We start from the raw sequence: 17,759 nt of genomic DNA, 5'->3' as shown, positions 1-17,759 counted from the left end.
GCGCCGGGCGAAGCGCGCGGGGGCGCGGCGTCCGGCGCCGGGCTCAGACCAGCCTGCGGGCGGTGGCCCAGCGGCTCAGCTCGTGGCGGTTGGACAGCTGGAGCTTGCGCAGCACCGAGGACACGTGCGTCTCCACGGTCTTGACGGAGATGAACAGTTCCTTGGCCACCTCCTTGTAGGCGTAGCCGCGCGCGATGTGGCGCAGGACCTCGCGCTCGCGCTGGGTGAGCCGGTCCAGCTCGGGGTCCACGGGCGGGGCGTCGGTGGCGGAGAAGGCGTCCAGCACGAACCCGGCCAGGCGCGGGGAGAAGACCGCGTCGCCGTCGGCCACGCGCACGATGGCGTCGGCCAGCTCCCTGCCGGAGATGGTCTTGGTGACGTAGCCGCGGGCGCCGCCGCGCACCACGCCGATGACGTCCTCGGCGGCGTCGGAGACCGACAGGGCCAGGAAGCGGATCTGGGGGTGCTGGGCCAGGACCCGGCGCAGCACCTCCACGCCGCCGCCCCCGGGCAGGTGGACGTCCAGCAGGACGAGGTCGGGCTGCTTCTCCCCGATGACGTGCACGGCGGCGTCGACGTCGCCGGCCTCGCCGACCACGTTCACGGCGTCGCCGAGCTCACCGCGCACACCGCTGCGGAACAGCCGGTGGTCGTCCACGATCACGACGCGGGGGACCGCGTCACCGCTACTGAAGGTCGTGTTCTCGTCTGCCACACCGTGGACTCTACCCACGTCGGGGCGGACGGGGACACCGGCGTCGGGGGCTGTCCGCTTCCGGCCGTCCTCCGACACCGTCGTCGGCCGTTCCGGCGGTCGCTCCGGCGGCGGGACCGGCGACCGGGACCGCCCGCGCCCCGCGCCCGGTCCGGGGTCTACGGCAGGTCGGGGATGCGCGGCATGCGCAGCTGCACCTCGGTGCCCTCGCCGGGGCCGGTGCGGATGCGCGCGGAGCCGCCGTGGCGCTCCATCCGGCCCAGGATGGAGCCGCGCACGCCCATGCGGTCCTCGGGGACGGCGTCCATGTCGAACCCGGCGCCGCGGTCGCGGACGAACACGAGCACCTCCTCCTGGTCGACCTCGCCGAACACCGAGATGCTGTCCGTCCCTGCGTACTTGGAGGCGTTGACCATGGCCTCGCGGGCGGCGCGGAGCATGGCCGCCAGCGCGTCGTCCATGGGGCAGTCGCCCACGCACACCACTTCGAGGGGGACACCGTGCTCCTCCTCGACCTCGGCGGCGACGCGTTCGAGCGCGGGCGAGACGGTGGTGTCGGCGTCGGCGGGCCGCTGGTAGAGCCAGCTGCGCAGGGCGCGCTCCTGGACGCGGGCGAGGCGCTGCACTTCTCGGGGGTCCTCGGCCCGGCGCTGGATGAGGGTCAGGGTGTGCAGGACGGAGTCGTGGATGTGGGCGGCGAGTTCGGCGCGCTCGGCGTTGCGGATGCGCTCGCGGCGCTCCTGGTCGCGTTCGCGGACCAGCCCGATGATCCAGGGGGCCACGATGAGCGCGATGCCCGCGAGCACGGTGAAGGCGAAGGTCAGGCCGGCGCGGGCGTTCTGGAGCTGTTCCTGGAAGACGAGGAAGCCGATGGCGCCGACGACGACGAGCAGCACGCCCGCGCCCGCGCGCATGATGCCCTTGGGTGAGGAGCGGCTGACGGTGCTGGTCATCCACTGGTCGCGCTGGGACGGGTTGGCCTGCTGCCAGAGGATGATGCCGCCGAGGGCGCCGAAGACCACGAACCACAGCAGCGGGTCGAAGACGCCGCCGAAGAGCAGGAACAGGAGGCCGAGTCCGGCGGCGAGGCCGACGTAGGCGATGAGCTGGGAGAGGTCGCGGCCCTTGCGTCGGCTCTCGGACTCGGCCGTCCCCTCCTCCGGGGAGTCGTTGGGCACGAAGAAGTACAGGGCGGCGTAGACGGCGATGCCGATGCCGCCCACGGACAGCGCCATGAAGGCGAGGCGGACCACCACCGGGTCCAGGCCCAGGTGGCGGGCGAGCCCGGCGGCGACGCCGCCGAGGAGCCTGCCCCTGACCGCGCGGGTGAGCCGCGGGGTGTCCGCGGCCGTTGCTGCCACCGCCCGATCACCGCTTTCGTCCGTGCGGCGGGGAGGATGTACGCGCCCGCCGCGTTCGTGGGTCCTGTGCTGTCCAGGATGCCCCCTCCGGAGCGGGCCGGGCATCGGGGGCGCGCCCCTGGTCCTGGCGGGGCCCCCGTCAGGGTGGGTTCAGGGTCGTCCCGGATGTGCTGGTGGGCGGCGGCGGGTGACCATGGGTGGGTGAGGAGAGCGCGGTGAGTGACCATGACTGACGACCCGGTGCCGGAGGGCGCCCCGGCGGCGTCGGCTTCCGGTACGGCGGAGGCGGACGCCGGGGCTTCCGTGCGCGAGCTGCGCAAGGGGGACGAGGACAGGGTCCTGGCCGGTGTGTGCGCGGGCCTGGGCCGGTACACCGGGGTCGATCCGGTGGTGTGGCGTGCGGCCTTCGTGCTGACCTCGTTCGCCGGGGCGACGGGGCTGCTGCTCTACATCGCCGCGTGGATGCTCATGCGCGACGCCCAGGGGGTTCCGGCGACGTTCGAGCAGATGCTCAACCGCAGTATCCCGCCCCGTACGGTGCCCAAGCTGCTCGCGGTGGGGTTGGCGGTCGCGACGACGTTCAGCCTGGTCGGCGGACTGGGGTGGTCGACGCTGGTGCTGGCGGTGCCCCTGGTGCTGGGGCTGCTGGCCGCGCGCAACCGGGGCGTGGACCTTCGGACGGCGTTCACCGAGCTGCGCGAGGACCTGCGGGCCACGGACCCGCCGCCCGCGACGCCCTCCCCGGAGCCGACCGCGACCTACTACAACCCGGCCCAGCCGTGGGCGTCCGCGCCGCAGGGGCCGGTGGACCTGGCGGTGGTGGCGGAGCGCGGCGCCGCGCGGGACGCCGAGGGGGACGAGGACGAGGAGGAGGGGCGTTCCGGCGAGTCGGGCGGGTCCGACGCGCGGGGGGCGCAGGACGGGGGATGCGGTCCCGAGAGCAGGCGACTGCCGCTGGCCTCCCTGGCCCTGTGGACGGTCGTGGCCGGGGCGGTCGTGGTGTCGGTGCTGGAGTTCGGCTGGTCGTCCTCGCTGTGGAGCGGGCGGACGGCCGACCTGCTGTTCGGGCCGGAGACCGGGGTGTTCTTCCTGGCCGGGTCGCTGGCGGTGGTCGGCGTGTACGCGCTGGTCGGCACCTGGGCGGGTAATCCGCGGGGGCTGCTGCCGATGGGCGCGGCGGCCGTGCTGCTGGTGATGCTGGCGTCGGTGACCGACCTGACCCGGGTGCGGATCGGCGACGAGACGTGGCGGCCGACCACGGTGGCCGCGGCCGAGTCCGGGGACCACCGGCTCACCGTGGGTTCGGGGACCCTGGACCTGACGGGGCTGGAGGACCTGGAGCCCGGCGAGGCGGTCGACGTGTCGCTGTGGATGGGGGCGGGCCGCGTGGAGCTGGTCCTGCCCGAGGACGCGGAGGTCGCGGTGCGCTCGACGATCGGTCTGGGGGGCGTGGACTTCGGCGAGGGCGGGCGGGACGACGTGTTCGGGGTCACCCTGGACTACGAGGAGGTCCACGGGGCCGCGGCGGAGGCCGGGGCCCGGGGCGAGGAAGCGCGGGGCGGCGACGGGGCCCGGGCCCCGCGGATCAACGTGCGCACCGACTCACTGGTCGGGGTCGTGGAGGTGAAGCGTGGCGGAGCGTAGGACTGACTGGGGCTCGCTGGTCGCGGGCCTGCTGTTCCTCGGCCTGGCGGTCGGGTTCGTCATGCGCGGCACGGGCGACTGGGAGTTCAACGTCCTGTGGGTGCTGCCGGTGCTGTTGGGGGGTCTGGGCGCTGCCGGGGCGGCCCGAGTGCTCGCCCGGCACCGGCGCGAGCGGCCCTCCGCGAAGAGCCGCTCCGACACCTTGGAGTGACGGACACGCCCCCGGAGGCGGGGGCTGCGAGAACCACAAGGGAAAACACAAGGACCCGCTGGGGACGCGGGAAACGCGGGGCGCCGACCGGGACGGGGAGGCGCCCCGCGGCTTGTCCCGCGAAAGCGTGCCGCTGCGGGTGCGGCCCCTGTTCGGGTGCCCGGGAAGCGCCCGGGGAAGGGCGGGGAGCATGCCCCCGGCCCGCCCCGGCGGCCGGGGCCGGGCCCGGTTCGCCGTGGTTCAGGGCCGCGGGCGCTGCTCGGCGATGGCCGCGAACGCGGTCACGTCCAGCGACTCGCCCCGGGCCGAGGGGTCCACGCCCGCCGCGCGCAGGGCGGTCTCGGCGGCGGGCGGTGAACCGGCCCACCCGGCCAGGGCGGCGCGCAGGGTCTTGCGGCGCTGGGCGAAGGCGGCGTCGATCACCCGGAACACCTCCTCGCGGCTCGCCGTGGTGGCGGGCGGCGGGCGGCGGATGAGTTCGACCAGCCCGGAGTCGACGTTGGGGGCGGGCCAGAACACGTTGCGGCCGACGGCTCCCGCGCGGCGGGCCCCGGCGTACCAGGCGACCTTGGCCGAGGGCACCCCGTAGACGCGGCCGCCCGGGGAGGCGGTGACGCGGTCGGCGACCTCGGCCTGCACCATGACCAGGACCCGCCGCAGGCTGGGCAGCAGTTCCAGCAGGTGCAGCAGGACCGGGACGGACACGTTGTAGGGCAGGTTGGCCACCAGCGCCGTGGGTTCGGGTCCGGGCAGCCCGGTCACGCGCATGGCGTCGCCGTGGACGACGGTGAGCCGGTCGGCGAGGTCGGGCGCGTGGTCGGCGACGGTGCCCGGCAGTGCCTCGGCCAGCGCCGGATCGATCTCCACGGCGGTCACATGGCGCACGTGCGGGAGGAGTGCCAGGGTGAGCGAGCCCAGACCCGGGCCGACCTCGACGACGGCGTCCTCCTCGGTGACCCCCGCGACCCGCACGATGCGGCGGACGGTGCCGTGGTCGATGACGAAGTTCTGGCCCAGGGTCTTGGTGGGCCGGATACCGAACCGCTCCGCCAGTGTCCGCACGTCGGCGGGGGTGAGCAGGCGGGAGCGGTCGTCGGGTGCGGGTGTCTGTGTCACCCCCACATCTTGCCAGCTCCCGCGCGTCGTCCCGTTTGCGGCGAATGCGGGCGGTGGCCCGACCGGTCCTCCGGTCGCCGTTGCGCTCCGGGTCCGGGACGGCCCCTCGGTGTCGGTCAGTCGGTGGGTCGGGCCTGACGGAGAAGCAGCCGCACATCCTCGCGGTCAGTCGAACAGGTGCGTGCCGCAGTGGGGCCACTGGCTCGGCCGGTCGCCGCCGACGCTGTCGTAGAGCTGCTGGGTGGGCCGGGTCTGCCCGGCGGGGGCGGCGGCCGCGACCGGGGGCGGGAGCGGGAGATGCCGCCGGGCGCGTCGCCGTCCCCGGGTGCGGCGGGCGCCCTTCCCCGAGGCGGGGGTCTCCGTGGTGCTGGACATGGCGGATTCGTCATTTTCGGAAAGGTCGGTACGGTTTTCCCGTGATCTGTCCGCACGGGTGCGCTCCGGTGTGCCACCACTGGCGGCGGGGTGGCGGAAATTTTTTTCCGGAGCCGGAGAAGGGCTCTTCCGCCAGCGAGCACCGACGCATTAACGCCCCTTGCTGGAGCACTTTTGTATCTGACCGAAAAAGGCGAAGCGACTCGCGGACCTTCGAAACCGAATTTCCTTTTCCCCTCTTTACCGCCCTTTCCGCTCCCCTCTCCCCCGGCGCACCGTGGAGGGCGCCGACGTGGCGCGGCGGAACCGGACCCTGCACAATGAACCGAGCGCTGTTCTGGTCGCGCGCGCTCCCCTCTACCGCCTTGGAGACCTCCCCATGGGACCCCTGAACGGAATCCGCGTCGTCGAGTTCACCGGGATCGGCCCGGCGCCGATGGCCGGGATGCTCCTCGCCGACCTGGGCGCCAGCGTCATCCGCCTCGACCGCCCCGCGGCCGCCGACGCGATGAACTCCGGCGGGGGCGGGCCCCACATGAGCGAGGGGCGCACCGTCCTGCCCGCCGACCTCAAGTCCGAGGAGGGCCTCGCGCTCGCCCGCGACCTGGTCTCCCGCGCCGACGTGCTCCTGGAGGGCTTCCGTCCCGGGGTCATGGAGCGCCTGGGCCTGGGCCCCGAGGCCTGCCTGGAGGCCAACCCGCGCCTGGTCTACGCGCGGGTCACCGGCTGGGGCCAGGACGGGCCGCTGGCCCGCACCGCCGGGCACGACATGAACTACATCTCCGTGAACGGCGCCCTGCACTCCATCGGGCGCGCGGGCGGCCCGCCGGTCCCCCCGGTCAACCTCCTGGGCGACTTCGCCGGGGGCACCATGTTCGCGGTCACCGGCGTCCTCGGCGCGCTGGTCGAGCGCCACTCCTCCGGCCGCGGCCAGGTCGTGGACGCCGCGATGGTGGACGGCAGCGCGCTGCTGATGTCGATGCTGCACGAGGACCGCGCGCGCGGTTCCTGGAGCGACGAGCGCGGCACCAACTACCTGGACACCGGCGCACCCTGGTACGACGTCTACGAGTGCGCCGACGGCCGGTACGTGTCGGTGGGCTGCATCGAGCCCCAGTTCTACGCCGCGTTCCTGGAGGGCACCGGCCTGGCCGGGGAGGACCTGCCCGACCAGTGGGACCGGTCGGGCTGGCCCCGGCTGCGGGAGCGGTTCGCCGAGGTCCTGCGCACCCGCACCCGCGACGCGTGGGGAGAGGTCTTCGAGGGCGCCGACGCCTGCGTGATGCCCGTCCTGTCCCTGGAGGAGGCCCCCGACCACCCGCACGTGCGCGCCCGGGGCTCGCTCGTGCGCGACGGCGACCGGATCGTGTCGGGCCCGGCACCGCGCTTCGACCGCACCCCGGGCGGGGTCACCCGGGGCGCCCGGCAGCCCGACACCGCGCGGACCCTCCGGGAGTGGGGTATCGCCCCCTGACCGAAACCCCGTCCGCGCGTCGTCCGGTTACCGACCCGAACCCCTCTCGCGCCCTCCGCCGCCCGTGCCGCCCCACGCGCCGGGCCCCGCGAATCCCCCTACGCGGCGCGGAGAATGGCTAGGGTGAGCGACCAGTCCGGCTGAGCGCGCGACGGGGGGTCCGCCATGCCACGACGGCTCGTCACACCGGGGACGCGCTGGGGAACGCGTCTGGGTGCCCTGCTGCTGTCCGCCGCGGTGGTGCTGTGCGCAGCGCCCGCCGCGTCCGCCGCGGTTCCCGCCGAGACCGACGCCCTGTCCGGGCCCGAGGGACCGGCCGGGCAGCGTGAGGGACCCGTGGTGCTCGTGGGGGTACCGGGGCTGCTGTGGCAGGACGTGAACCCCGAGACCACACCGACCCTGTGGGGGATGGCCGAGGAGGGTTCGATCGGCAACGTGTCGATCCGCACGGCCACCTCGCGCACCTGCCCGACCGACGGCTGGCTGTCGGTGTCGGCCGGGCAGCGCGCCCTGTCCATCCGGGAGCGCTTCACGGTGTGCGAGGCCGCCCCGGAGCCCGAGCGCACCGGCTCGGGCGCGGTCGTCCCGGGTTTCGACGCCTACGTCAGCCAGAACGCGCGGACCGCCTTCCAGGCCCCCGTGGGACTGCTCGGGCAGACCGTGCGCGAGGAGGGCGGGACCACGCTCGCCGTGGGCCACGGCGCCGCCCTGGGCGTGGCCGACGCCTCCGGTCGGGTGGACCACTACGTCGACGACGTGCGCGAACTGACCACCGACCGTCTGGAGGGGGTCTCCCTCGCGGCGGTCGAACTGGCCGGGCTCACCCGCCTCTACCCCGACTACCCGGACCCGCCGATCACCGACCAGGAGGCCCGGGAGGCCGCCCAGGAGCCGGTCGGCGAGGACGCCGACGAGGACGAGGAGGCGGACGGGGAGGCCGAGGGACCGCCCGAGCCCGACCCCGAGGACGTCCCCGAGTGGGAGCGCGACAAGGCGCTGGCCGACATGGACGAGCGGCTGCGGACGCTGGAGCGCGTGCTGCCGACCGGCTCGTCGCTGATGGTGGTCGGCGTCTCCATGGACACCGGGCCCTCCCAGCTCACGGTGGCCGTGTCCGGTGAGGTCGCGGATACCGGGTTCACCGGTGAGGGGGCCTTCCTGGCCTCGGACTCGACCCGCCGGGCCGGGCTGGTGGTGCTCACCGACACCACGCCGACCGTCCTGACCGCCCTGGGGATGCGGGCCACCGAGCCGACCAGCGGCCGGGCCTGGCACCTGGCCGACCGGCCGCCGGCGACGGACGAGGCCGTCGGGCGGCTGGTGGAGTTCAACACCGCCGCGGTGGTGGTGGGCGCCGCCATCCCGGGCTTCTTCAGCGGCCTGGTCGCCTTCCAGCTGCTCGTCTACGCGGCGGCGGCCTACGCGCTGCACCGCTACTCCAACCGGCAGCGCGGCAAACGCGCGCGCGTGCTGACGCTGACGCGGGCGGTGGCGCTGGCCGGGGCGGCCTTCCCGGTGGCCAGTTACCTGGCCAACCTCATCCCGTGGTGGGCCTCGTCCTCTCCCCTGTTGTCGCTGCTGGTGTGCGTCCTGGCCGCGGACGCCCTGGTGGTGGCGCTGGCCATGGCGGGGCCGTGGCGGCGCACCGCCCTGGGCCCGATGACGGTGGTCGCGGGCGCGACCACGGCGGTGCTCTTCCTGGACCTGTGCTTCGGCGCCTACCTCCAGATGAACTCGCCCACGGGGTACTCGCCGATCGTGGCGGGCCGGTTCTACGGGGTCGGCAACATCGCGTTCGCGACGTTCGCGACCGGCATGCTGATGACGGTGGCGGGGGTCTCCCACGAACTGGTCTCGCGGGGCTGGCGCCGCTCCGCCGTGGCGGTGACCCTGGTCGTCGGTGCGGCGACGGTGCTGATCGTGGGCTGGCCGGGCCTGGGCACCGACTTCGGCGGGGTGATCGCGCTGATCCCCGGCCTGGCGGTGACGACGATGATGATCGCCGGGGTGCGCGTGACGGCGGTGCGCCTGGCCGTGGTGGCCCTGGTGACGGTGGCGGCGATCTCGCTGATCTCGTGGCTGGACTACCTGCGCCCGCCCGGGGACCGCAGCCACCTCGGGGCGTTCGCGGGCCAGGTGGTCAGCGGCGAGGCGGGGGCGGTGGTGGCCCGCAAGCTGAGCGCGATGCTGGGGACGCTGGGCAACTGGCAGCTGACCCTGCTGGCGGCGTGCGCGCTGGTGTTCCTGTTCGTGATGCTGCACCGGCCGACCCACTGGCGGATCGGCGCGCTCCAGGTGGCCTACGAGTACGCGCCGACGCTGCGGGCCGGACTGACCGGCTCCCTGGTGACCGCTCTGGTGGGCTTCGCGGTCAACGACTCCGGGGTGGCGATCCCGGCGATCGCACTGACGGTGGTGGTACCGCTCACACTGTCCGCGTGCGTGTGGGCCCTCCAGCAGAGGGACGAGGACCGGACACCGGCCCCCGAACCCGCCGAGAACGCCCAGTGCATGTGATGCATACCTCATAAAGCACACGGGGAGCAAAGGACGCGAGCACGACCTTGCGTCGCTCACGTCACGAATCGGCCACGGCGCTGTGGTAAAGTCCGTGGCTGGACGGCTTCTCATGGGAGACACCCGGCGCTCCGCCGGGCGCGGAGCCGGTCCGACCGACCGTTCGGAAGAGGCCAGGCACCGCCCTCCGACGGCCACCCCCGCCGCACCGGCGGGGAATGCCCGCCCCCGCGGGCTGGTTTGCACAGTTGCCGAGGGCGGGAGTGGCCCGAGGCAACGGCTCGGCGCCCACCGGCGCACCGTCCGTTCTTGCCGCCTCCATCGCAAGGGCACGGACACGCAGGAACTTCCGGCCCGGGTCCGTACGTTTGCCCGATGACTCCGTTTCACGCGGACCCGTCCGGCAGACCCAGGCGAGAAGGGCGTTTCACCCCCGGTCCGGGGGCATCACGCAAGGAACTTGATGAACCATCAGCTTGGCCACCGCGGTAACACGACCAACGTCCCGGTCGGCACGCGCTCGTGGAGCCGCGTGCGGCCCACCGCGCCGATCCGTCGGGCGAGGCCCGAATACGCCGGAGTCGCCATGCCCGACCTGAACATCTCCTCCACCCTGCACGACGCCGGACGCGTCCTGGCGTTGGACGGGGAGATCGACATGGCCACCGAGCACCGCTTCCAGGAGGCGGTGACCGAGGCTCTGACCACGCAGCCCTTCGGCCGGGTGGTCCTGGACTGCGCCGACCTGCGGTTCATCGACTCCAGCGGTCTGCGCGTCCTGATCCGCGCGCACAAGGCGGCCAAGGAGCAGAAGGCGGTCCTGGCCATCGCCTCACCCATCCACCGGGTGCTCCAGACCCTGCGGGTGACCTCGCTCGACACGCGCATCCCCGTCTTCACGACGGTCTCGGAGGCGCTCACGGCGCCGCGCGCCTAGCGCCCGTGCCGCCCGGCCCCCGGGCAGCCTCCCGGACACACGACGACAGCGGACACGGCCACAGCACACGCGCGAGGGGCGCGACCACGGCGGTCGCGCCCCTTCGTCGTGTCCGGGGCCGTCGCGTTCGAGGCGCCGGTCCCACAACCTTTGCGAACCGGTCTCAGCCCGTGGGGGTTGGTTCGGGCGCCTGCGGGGTTCTGGAGGTGGCGGAGGCGGGTTCGCGAGGAACGAGCGAACCCGCCGTAGGCACCGAAGGTTCCCGCACCTTGGGCGCCCGAACACGGACCGAAGCGGAGCGGAGGTCCCAAAAAAGCACTGCCTAGAAGAGCAGCAGCCAGACGCCGAGGCCGGTCACGGCCGCGTTGAACAGGAAGAACACCACGACCCACAGGGTTCCCGGCACGCCGGTGAGACGGGCCAGCTGGTCGGCGTCTGAGTGCGGTGAGGGGTTGCGCCTGCGCTGGGCCTGGAGTTCGATCACCGGCCGCACGCCCGCGAAGAGCAGGAACCAGATGAACAGGTAGGCGAAGGCCGCCTGCACCTCCGGCGGGGTGAACCAGCTGATGCCGAACACCACCGCGCCGGTCACCACGATCGACACCACGCCGTAGACGTTGCGGATCATCAGGAGCATGGCGGCGAGCACCACGATGCTCAGCCACAGCAGGGCGGTGATGCGGTCCGACATGAGCATGAGGATGCCGAGCAGGCCGATGACCGACGAGGCGACGTAGCCCGCGAAGACGGTCAGGACCATGCCTATGCCGGTCGGCTTGCCCCGGGAGACGGTGACCCCCGAGGTGTCGGAGTGCAGGCGGATCCCGGTGAGCTGGCGGCCGCTGAGCAGGGCGACCAGGGCGTGTCCGCCCTCGTGGGCGATGGTGACGACGTTGCGCCCGATCCGCCAGGGCGGTCCGAGCAGCACGGCCGCCAGGGCCAGCACCGCCGCGGTGACGATGATCCACCGCTCCGGTTCGGGCTGGACCGACAGCACTTCCCGCCAGACGTCGCCCAAGGTTGTTCCCACGTGTGCCCCCGACTCTGGTTCGACCCGATCGTGCACGGGCCCCACCGGTGCGCGCCGCGGTTGCCGGGAGACGCGTGGAACAGGGGCCCTTGCCGAACTTTAGGGCATGTGCGGACGTTCCGTGTTCTGTCGTGGAATCCGCGCGCTCTGCGAGAGCAATGTTGATTTCCTTGCGCCGATGAACTGGCCAAACGGGGATCGCCAGCCTACATTCATCACTGTCAGTGATTTTTTGGCTACTCAAAGCAAGGATTATTGTGAAGCGTATCGCTGGACTCGCCCTTATGGCCCTGACCGCCGGTGCCGTCATCGGCGCCGCCTCCCCCGCCGTCGCGGACGAGGAGCACAACGGCTACCACGGTCACCACGACAACGGCTGGCACCACGAGCACGGTGACAACGGGCACGACCACGGCGACAAGGGCAGGGACCACAAGGGCGGGGACGACGACGAGGGCAAGAAGGGCGACCGCGAGGGCCGCGAGGGCCGCGACGGCGACGACCGGCGCAAGGGCGACCACGAGGACCGCAGGGGCGACGACCGCAAGAAGGGCGACCACGGCGACGGCCACGAGGACAAGGGCAAGAAGGACAAGCGCGAGAAGGGTGACCGCGACGGCCGCGAGGGCCACGACCGGCGCGGCGGCGACCACGAGGACCGCAAGGGCGACCACGAGGACCGCAAGGGCGACCACGAGGACCGCAAGGGCGACCACGAGGACCGCGAGGGCCACGACCGCAAGAAGGGCGACCACGGCGACGAGGACCGCAAGGGCAAGGACCACAAGGACGGCTACCACCAGGACGACGAGGACGACGACCGGCGCTAGCCGCCGGGTCCGCGCGTCCGGCTGAGCACGGCGCGCCCGCGCAGGAGGGGGCGCGCGGCGCCGACGCGACGGACCCGCTCTCCTCACCACAGCGCCGCCCGCGGCCCCCGACCCGCGGGCGGCGCCCGTCGTGTCGGCCGTCGGGCCGGACGGCCGGTCAGCCCTCCCGCGACTCCGCCGCGGCCTTGAGGCGCACCAAAGTCTGCTCGATGCTCCGCGCGTTCCTGGCGGGCATCCCCATGAGGACGTAGAAGGCCGGCAGGCCCCTGGAGTAGTCGAAGGTCTCCGTGACGCGGGTGCCCGCCTCCGCCAGTTCCTCCAGCTCGTAGCGCCAGCGGTGCGGGCCGAAGTGCCGCCAGGCGATGAGGCGGTCCTCCTCGTACTCCACCACCCGGTTGGTGATCCGGTAGCCGACGCCGAACATCCTCATGTCCATGCCGAACTCGCTGCCCCGCTCCAGCCGCTCCGGGCCGAAGAGGGTGGAGAGGACGGTGTCGGAGCCGTCGAACTCGGCGTGCCGCTCCGGCGCCGCGATGATGTCGAAGATCCGCTTGGCGGGAGCGTCGACCACGACGCTCCGCGCAACCCTGTGTTTGGCCATGACCGCATCATGGCAGCGCCGCGCGGCCGGCTTCAGGCCACCCCGCCGGATCCGGGTTCAGGCCCGGACGGCGTGCCGCTCCACCGCCGCCAGCCCTCCGCCCCGGGCGGTGACGTGCACCACCCAGAAGGAGCCCTTGCGCAGCCCCAGCTGCTGGGAGAACGGCGCGCCCAGCCGGGTGAGCGCCTCGGCCATGAGCTGCGGGACGAGTTCGCCGTGCGTGCACACGACGGTCGGCCTCCCCTCGGCCAGGACGCGAGCGAACGCCTCGCGGGCCTCCGCCACGCCGTACGCGGAGCCGTCCGGGGACGTGTGGATCGTGAACGCCCGCTCGGTGCGCGTGGGCACGTCGTACTCCACCGTGTAGGGCAGCAGCGACTCGGTGCAACGCGCCGCCGCCGACGTCACCACGCGGGGCCGCCCGTAGGCGCTCAGCACCCGGGGCAGGGCCAGGGCGTCGGCCCGCCCGGTCCCGTCCAGGGGCCGCAGCAGGTCGTCGTCGGTCCAGGCGCCCTTGTCCCCCGCCGACAGGTGCCGCAGCAGGATGACGGGGAAGGTGTTCGCGGGCCCGGCCAGGAAGTTGTCGACCACCCGCACGTCGTGGTCGTAGGTGAGGCGGTCGCGGGCCTCCTCCACCGGCACCCACTCGACCAGGTCCACCTCGTCGTTGGGCGGGTAGTCGATCCCCGCGGCCGGGTCGGCGGTGGTGGCCGCCCACCACTCCACCTGCTTGGGCCAGCCGTCCTTGAGGTAGCGCTGCGGGGGGAGCCTGCGGCCCAGCACGGGGGTCAGGCCGGTCTCCTCGACCACCTCGCGGACCGCGCCGGTCACGGGGTGCTCGCGGCTCTTGAGCTTGCCCTTGGGCAGGGACCAGTCGCCCCGGTCGGGCCTGCGGACCAGGACGATCTCGGTGCCGCCCGCGCCCTCGCGCCACAGCAGGGCTCCAGCCGCGCGGATGGGTTCGAGGTAGCCGCCGACCGCCGTCTCGCGCAGGGGGCCCGCCCCGTGGGCGCCCTCGACCGATCCCTCCACGTCTCCCCCGTTCGGTACGGTGCTCACCCGCCCTCCACCACGCGCAGGTGGCGGTCGCCGCGCAGGCTGTCCTGGAGGTCGGTGAGCGGGCGCCCGTCGCCGTCGCGGGTGCACCGGGTCCACGTCCCGTCGGGTTCGAGCCGCCAGGACGAGGTGGCGTCGTCCATCGCCAGGTCCATGAGGCGCACCAGCCTGCGGCACTGCTCGGTGTCGGCCACGCGCACCAGGGCCTCGACCCGGCGGTCGAGGTTGCGGGGCATCAGGTCGGCGCTGCCGATCCACACCTGGGGCCGCCAGCCGTTGGCGAAGACGAAGATGCGGGAGTGCTCCAGGAAGCGGCCCAGGATGCTGCGCACCCGGATGTTGTCGGACAGCCCGGGCACTCCGGCGCGCAGGACGCAGCTGCCGCGCACCCACAGGTCGACGTTCACCCCGGCCTGGGAGGCCCGGTACAGGGCGTCGATGATCTCCAGGTCGACCAGGGAGTTGACCTTGATCCGGATGTGGGCGGGCTCGCCCCTGAGGCTGTTGTCGATCTCGACGGCGATCTGTTCGAGCAGGCTCTCGCGCAGGGCTCCGGGCGCCACGAGCAGGCGCTGGTAGTGCTTCTTGCGGGAGAAGCCGGTGAGGCTGTTGAACAGGTCGCTGACGTCCTCGCCCACCTCGGGGTCGGCGCTGAACAGGCCGAGGTCCTCGTACATGCGGGCGGTGCTCGGGTTGTAGTTGCCGGTGCCCACGTGGCAGTAACGGCGCAGCAGCCCGTCGTCGTCGCGGCGCACGACCATCGACAGCTTGCAGTGGGTCTTGAGGCCGACGACGCCGTAGACGACGTGGCAGCCCGCCTGTTCGAGCTTGCGGGCCCACTGGATGTTGTTCCGCTCGTCGAAGCGGGCCTTGATCTCGACCAGGACCACGACCTCCTTGCCCTCGCGGGCGGCCTCGATGAGGGACTCCACGATGGGCGAGTCGCCGCTGGTGCGGTACAGGGTCTGCTTGATCGCCACGACCTCGGGGTCGGTGGCGGCCAGGGCCAGGAAGCGCTCGGTGGTGGTGGCGAAGGACTCGTAGGGGTGGTGGACGAGGACCTCGCGCTCGCGGACGGTGGCGAAGAGGTCGCCGGAGGTCAGGGCGCGCGGCTCGACGGGGACCATGGGCGGGTAGCGCAGCTCGGGCCGGTCGGTGTCGGCGATCTGGGACAGCCCGGCGAGGTTGAGCGGGCCGGGGACCCGGTAGATCTCCTCCTCCTCGGCGCCCAGCTCCTCGGTGAGTATGGCCAGGGCCTCGTCGCTGATGTCGTGTTCGACCTCCAGGCGCACGAGCGGGCCGAAGCGGCGGCGCAGCAGCTCGTTCTCCAGGGAGGTGACGAGGTCGTCGGTCTCGTCCTCGTCCACCTCCAGGTCGGCGTTGCGGGTGACCCGGAAGGCGTTGTGCTCCAGGATCTGCATGCCCTCGAAGAGCTGGGGCAGGTGGGCGGCGACGATGTCCTCGACGGGGACGAACCGGCCGCCCTCTCGGTCGCCCAGCTCGATGAAGCGGGGCAGGGAGCTGGGGATCTTGACCCGGGCGAACATGCGGCGCCCGTCGTGGGGGTCGCGGACGGCGACCGCGAGGTTGAGCGAGCGGCCGGAGATGTAGGGGAAGGGGTGCGCGGAGTCGACCGCGAAGGGCGTCACCAGCGGGTAGACCGAGCGCTGGAAGTAGCCGCGCAGGTTCTCGCGCTCGACGGTCTCCAGCTCGTTCCAGCGCACGACGCGGATGCCGACCTCGCGCAGGGCGGGCGCGACGCTGTCGTGGAAGCAGGCGGCCTGGCGGAGCATGAGTTCGCGGGTGAACCGGGAGATGCGCCCGAGCAGCGCGCGGGGGTGGTGTCCGCTGGAGGAGGCGACGGACAGGCCGGTGGCCAGGCGGCGTTTGAGCCCGGCCACGCGCACCATGAAGAACTCGTCCAGGTTGCTGGAGAAGATCGCCAGGAACCGCGCGCGTTCGAGGAGGGGGATGTCCTCGTCCTCGGCGAGTTCGAGCACGCGCTGGTTGAAGCGCAGCCACCCCTCCTCCCTGTCCATGAACCTGTCGGCGGGAAGCTCGGGCGTACCGGCGGCGGGCCCCTCGGGTGTTGGCGCTGTTTCCGTGCTCACAGTGGGCAGACTCCCCCTTTTCCATGACCGCGAGGTGACAACCCCGTGAGGGGAAAATGACCGCGACACGACTGGTGTGGACCCTCTGTAGCCTTATGCCCGTTCCCGCCGCGGTCTTCCCCTTCCGACCGCGGGTTTTACCGTTCGCCCGGTGCACGGGTCCGGTCACATGACACCGGTCTGGAGGTCGGGGGGCATGAGCATCAGGAACATGCCGACGCGCATCACCACCTGGATCCACGTGTTGCGGAAGCACGTCCACAGGTAGCCGTAGAGGAGGCTGGCCGTGGCGTAGGTGAGCAGGGCCAGGCCGGTGTTGTAGACCAGGTCGGTCCCCGGCAGCTGGGACACCGCGTCGTAGGGCTGGATGAGGGCGTAGGTGAGGGCGAAGACCACCGAGGTGGTGACGATGCCGCCCCAGCGTCCCATGAGGATCTCCAGGCGGGTCTGCACCATCCCCCGGAAGAAGATCTCCTCGCACACCGCCATGACGGTGAACGCGAGCACGTAGCCCAGCAGTTGGAGGGAGGGCCCCGGCAGCCCCAGGCGCGGGATGAGCAGGTAGCCGATCAGGAGCAGCGCGATGGCGATCGGGACCATCCCGAGCCAGCGCCAGGGCTCGGACACCTTCAGGGCGACCGCGGGCATGGCGGTGCCCTTGCCGTCCAGGGTGATGCCGGAGCGGTCCATGACCAGCAGCGGCAGGGTGAACAGGAACAGCAGGCGCGAGACCAGCGCCTCGGACATGGCCAGGTCGGCGCCGAACACCGCCTCGTAGGTGGCGAAGAGCAGCGACAGCAGCGCCATGGACGCCACGAAGCCGGTGAGGAAGAGCCCCAGCCAGCCCAGTTCGCGGCCGAGGGGGTGGCCGTCCATCGCCTGGACGACGCGGCGGTCCAGCTGCTCGCGGGCGCCGAAGCCCCTGACCATGGCCCAGGCCAGGATGCCGCCGACCAGCATCGGGGACCAGGAGACCAGGAAGAGGACCAGGGAGTCGCCGAGGACGTCGGAGCGCAGTACGGGGTGGGAGAGCATCGGCACCGCGACGAGCAGCAGGGCGACCAGCACCCCCCAGACGAGCCCCCATCTTCGCACCATGGTCACAAGAGTCCCCCCTGTCTCAGAACTCTCATTCTGCCCAAGGTGAAACTAAAAGCTACTTAATGACTACGGTATGTCGCCACTCGCCTCGACATGTCCCGTCACGCCGAGGGGCCGCTCCCGAAGGAGCGGCCCCGGCGGTGCGCGGGTGCGGAAAGCCCTCTCAGAAACCGTTGTCGAGCACCGAGCGGAGGAAGGACTTGGTGCGCTCCTCCTTGGGGTCGCCGAAGATCTGCTCCGGTGTGCCCTCCTCGGCGATCTGGCCGGACTCGTGCCCCTTCCAGCCACCCGAACCGCCTCTGCGGACACCATCACCGCAGGTCAAAGCGTGGTGACCCTTCTCGCCGCTCAAAAGTGGCACGAGTCAGGCCTGACCCCGGTCGACCAGCTCGGCGATGCACATGTGTCGGGCCTCGGCCAGTTGCGGACGTGTCAGCAGTGGAACGACTTGTCCGGGAGACAGCCCCGGACGCCCGCCGCATGGACACCAGGCAGCGAAGTCCTCGTCACTCCACAGGGGCGTGCAGCCAGACCCGGGCCACATCGCCGTGGGCCGTGTGGATCGCCAATACAGGCCGTTTGCGGCACCAATGGCAGGCCGGGAACCAAACGACACCAAATTTGGCGAGGGCGCTAAATTTGAAGATCACCAACAGAACCAAGATAGGGCGACACAGATA

The 17,759-nt window shown here is 72.5% G+C and carries 15 protein-coding genes and 1 pseudogene; 6 read left to right on the top strand and 10 right to left on the bottom strand.

Features of this window, described 5'->3' with window-relative positions:
• Positions 1 to 43: 43 nt before the first annotated feature.
• The gene (locus AC0VX6_RS03775) at positions 44 to 715 is read right to left on the bottom strand and encodes a response regulator (RefSeq protein WP_248773528.1); all 672 of its coding nucleotides are present in this window, start codon (positions 713 to 715) and stop codon (positions 44 to 46) included.
• 158 nt (positions 716 to 873) lie between these two features.
• Complete coding sequence (locus AC0VX6_RS03770) at positions 874 to 2,076, bottom strand: ATP-binding protein (protein ID WP_274976215.1); 1,203 nt, start codon at positions 2,074 to 2,076, stop codon at positions 874 to 876.
• Between the two features lie 219 nt (positions 2,077 to 2,295).
• Between AC0VX6_RS03770 and AC0VX6_RS03765 the strand changes: the two genes are divergently transcribed.
• Both AC0VX6_RS03765 and AC0VX6_RS03760 read left to right on the top strand, forming a co-directional pair.
• On the top strand, positions 2,296 to 3,720 hold the full coding sequence (locus tag AC0VX6_RS03765; RefSeq protein WP_274976214.1) for a PspC domain-containing protein: 1,425 nt from the start codon (positions 2,296 to 2,298) through the stop codon (positions 3,718 to 3,720).
• Positions 3,707 to 3,931: a hypothetical protein gene (locus tag AC0VX6_RS03760; RefSeq protein ID WP_274976213.1), complete on the top strand. Its 225-nt coding sequence runs from the start codon at positions 3,707 to 3,709 to the stop codon at positions 3,929 to 3,931. The genes AC0VX6_RS03765 and AC0VX6_RS03760 overlap by 14 nt, the downstream gene beginning before the upstream one ends.
• A gap of 240 nt (positions 3,932 to 4,171) precedes the next feature.
• Here AC0VX6_RS03760 and rsmA read toward each other — a convergent pair whose 3' ends face one another.
• Both rsmA and AC0VX6_RS03750 read right to left on the bottom strand, forming a co-directional pair.
• Positions 4,172 to 5,053: a 16S rRNA (adenine(1518)-N(6)/adenine(1519)-N(6))-dimethyltransferase RsmA gene (rsmA, locus tag AC0VX6_RS03755; protein WP_019610166.1), complete on the bottom strand. Its 882-nt coding sequence runs from the start codon at positions 5,051 to 5,053 to the stop codon at positions 4,172 to 4,174.
• A 159-nt stretch (positions 5,054 to 5,212) separates the two neighbouring features.
• Entirely contained in the window at positions 5,213 to 5,422 is a 210-nt protein-coding gene (locus AC0VX6_RS03750) for a hypothetical protein (RefSeq protein ID WP_274978297.1), read from the bottom strand.
• A 379-nt stretch (positions 5,423 to 5,801) separates the two neighbouring features.
• On the opposite strand from AC0VX6_RS03750, the gene AC0VX6_RS03745 reads away from it, so the two are divergent.
• The 3 genes from AC0VX6_RS03745 (at position 5,802) to AC0VX6_RS03735 (ending at position 10,350) form a co-directional block, all read left to right on the top strand.
• Positions 5,802 to 6,896 (top strand): CaiB/BaiF CoA transferase family protein, encoded by a 1,095-nt coding sequence (locus tag AC0VX6_RS03745; RefSeq protein WP_274976211.1) that lies wholly within the window; start codon positions 5,802 to 5,804, stop codon positions 6,894 to 6,896.
• A 165-nt stretch (positions 6,897 to 7,061) separates the two neighbouring features.
• Positions 7,062 to 9,413 carry a hypothetical protein gene (locus AC0VX6_RS03740; RefSeq protein WP_475467387.1) on the top strand — a complete coding sequence of 784 codons (2,352 nt, stop codon included), beginning with the start codon at positions 7,062 to 7,064 and terminating at the stop codon, positions 9,411 to 9,413.
• A 586-nt stretch (positions 9,414 to 9,999) separates the two neighbouring features.
• Positions 10,000 to 10,350 (top strand): STAS domain-containing protein, encoded by a 351-nt coding sequence (locus AC0VX6_RS03735; protein ID WP_017567895.1) that lies wholly within the window; start codon positions 10,000 to 10,002, stop codon positions 10,348 to 10,350.
• Between the two features lie 322 nt (positions 10,351 to 10,672).
• Here AC0VX6_RS03735 and AC0VX6_RS03730 read toward each other — a convergent pair whose 3' ends face one another.
• Positions 10,673 to 11,368 carry a M50 family metallopeptidase gene (locus tag AC0VX6_RS03730; protein WP_274976209.1) on the bottom strand — a complete coding sequence of 232 codons (696 nt, stop codon included), beginning with the start codon at positions 11,366 to 11,368 and terminating at the stop codon, positions 10,673 to 10,675.
• A 269-nt stretch (positions 11,369 to 11,637) separates the two neighbouring features.
• Between AC0VX6_RS03730 and AC0VX6_RS03725 the strand changes: the two genes are divergently transcribed.
• The gene (locus AC0VX6_RS03725; RefSeq protein ID WP_475467386.1) at positions 11,638 to 12,210 is read left to right on the top strand and encodes a hypothetical protein; all 573 of its coding nucleotides are present in this window, start codon (positions 11,638 to 11,640) and stop codon (positions 12,208 to 12,210) included.
• Positions 12,211 to 12,367: 157 nt separating this feature from the next.
• Here AC0VX6_RS03725 and AC0VX6_RS03720 read toward each other — a convergent pair whose 3' ends face one another.
• The 5 genes and pseudogenes from AC0VX6_RS03720 to AC0VX6_RS03700 all read right to left on the bottom strand — a co-directional run.
• Positions 12,368 to 12,811: an SRPBCC family protein gene (locus AC0VX6_RS03720; RefSeq protein WP_274976207.1), complete on the bottom strand. Its 444-nt coding sequence runs from the start codon at positions 12,809 to 12,811 to the stop codon at positions 12,368 to 12,370.
• Between the two features lie 57 nt (positions 12,812 to 12,868).
• Complete coding sequence (locus AC0VX6_RS03715; RefSeq protein ID WP_475467385.1) at positions 12,869 to 13,870, bottom strand: NUDIX hydrolase; 1,002 nt, start codon at positions 13,868 to 13,870, stop codon at positions 12,869 to 12,871.
• Complete coding sequence (locus tag AC0VX6_RS03710; protein ID WP_475467384.1) at positions 13,867 to 15,978, bottom strand: RNA degradosome polyphosphate kinase; 2,112 nt, start codon at positions 15,976 to 15,978, stop codon at positions 13,867 to 13,869. The genes AC0VX6_RS03715 and AC0VX6_RS03710 overlap by 4 nt, the downstream gene beginning before the upstream one ends.
• Positions 15,979 to 16,143: 165 nt before the next feature.
• Entirely contained in the window at positions 16,144 to 17,076 is a 933-nt protein-coding gene (locus AC0VX6_RS03705) for a lysostaphin resistance A-like protein (protein WP_475467383.1), read from the bottom strand.
• Positions 17,077 to 17,242: 166 nt separating this feature from the next.
• A pseudogene (locus AC0VX6_RS03700) lies at positions 17,243 to 17,350 on the bottom strand (L-cystine ABC transporter ATP-binding protein YecC); the annotation flags it as partial.
• Between the last annotated feature and the right edge of the window lie 409 nt (positions 17,351 to 17,759).

The organism is Nocardiopsis sp. iso_25 (genome assembly GCF_056173305.1).
This window is presented reverse-complemented; position numbering and strand designations above follow the sequence as displayed.

Excerpts from the sequence above, each read along its gene's own strand:
- AC0VX6_RS03750 (WP_274978297.1), bottom strand. The coding sequence starts at position 5,422 with ATGTCCAGCACCACGGAGACCCCCGCCTCGGGGAAGGGCGCCCGCCGC.
- AC0VX6_RS03745 (WP_274976211.1), top strand. The coding sequence starts at position 5,802 with ATGGGACCCCTGAACGGAATCCGCGTCGTCGAGTTCACCGGGATCGGC.
- AC0VX6_RS03740 (WP_475467387.1), top strand. The coding sequence starts at position 7,062 with ATGCCACGACGGCTCGTCACACCGGGGACGCGCTGGGGAACGCGTCTG.
- AC0VX6_RS03735 (WP_017567895.1), top strand. The coding sequence starts at position 10,000 with ATGCCCGACCTGAACATCTCCTCCACCCTGCACGACGCCGGACGCGTC.
- AC0VX6_RS03720 (WP_274976207.1), bottom strand. The coding sequence starts at position 12,811 with ATGGCCAAACACAGGGTTGCGCGGAGCGTCGTGGTCGACGCTCCCGCC.
- AC0VX6_RS03705 (WP_475467383.1), bottom strand. The coding sequence starts at position 17,076 with ATGGTGCGAAGATGGGGGCTCGTCTGGGGGGTGCTGGTCGCCCTGCTG.